General features: G+C 67.7%; 1 protein-coding gene. It reads right to left on the reverse strand.

Going from position 1 to position 935, the window contains the following annotated elements; genetic code table 11:
* Positions 1-20 precede the first annotated feature (20 nt).
* Positions 21-935, reverse strand: coding sequence for an IS982 family transposase (locus MTF69_RS42665; RefSeq protein ID WP_243342214.1), 915 nt, complete (start codon positions 933-935; stop codon positions 21-23).

Here is a 935-nt window from a genome sequence, read left to right on the forward strand (position 1 = left end):
CTAGATGATTGATTCCGTGGTCAGTGGTCGTAGGCGGTCAGTGATCGGATGACGGGTCCGCCGGTCTTGTGGTTGTGCCAGATCGCGGCGGTCAGGGCGAGGAGTCGTTGCAGGACGCGGACGGTGACCCCGGCGGGGGTGCGGCCACCGTGGCGTTCGAGGTCGAGCTGACCTTTCAGGGTCTGGTTGACCGACTCGATCAGCTGTCGTAACGGCTTGAACAGCTCGGCTCCGGCCCGCTCGGGTTCGCCCTTGCGGGCCGGCCGCAGCAGCCGGACTCCCAGGCCGGCCAGATCCCGCTCGAAGTCGCGGCCGTAGTAGTTCTTGTCCGCGAGCAGAGTCGGCCTCCGCCTGTCGGCGAGCAGGCCAGGCTCGACGTGGAAGATGTCCAGCAGTACCTCGCGTTCGACGGCCTTCGCGCCGGTCAAAGCGAACGCGACGGGCAGGCCGTGCAGGGTGCAGACCAGGTGCAGGCGCAGTCCCCAGAAGAATCGTGAGTGGCTGGCGCAGTAGCCGTACTCGGCCCATCCGGCCAGGTCGGAGCGTTTTGCGGTCTCGCGGGAACGTCCGCACTCCACTGGCGTGGAGTCCACGATCCACACGTCGTCCGTCCACAGGGCGGTGTCGGTGGCCAGCTCGCGCAGGACCAGCCTGACCATGTCCGCGGCCCGCCGCAGCCGCTTGTTCCAACCCGGCTGCTGGGGCAGGTACGGGAAGAGGTATCGCAGGTGGGCGTGGGCATGGCGCAGCCAGCGGGCCTCGGAGACGAAGCCCAGCAGGGCCTGCATCACCGCCAGGGTGACCAGCTCGGCGTCGCTGAGTTTCGGCTCCAGGCCCACTCGCGGCCGCCACGGAGCGAGATGCGGCGAAGCCTTCAAAAGGTCATCGACCCGCACGTACAGTGCAGTTGCGAGGGTGTCTATCTCGGTCGTCAC

Origin of the sequence: Streptomyces sp. AP-93, from assembly GCF_022808175.1 — a bacterium.
In the GTDB taxonomy this organism is placed as follows: domain Bacteria; phylum Actinomycetota; class Actinomycetes; order Streptomycetales; family Streptomycetaceae; genus Streptomyces.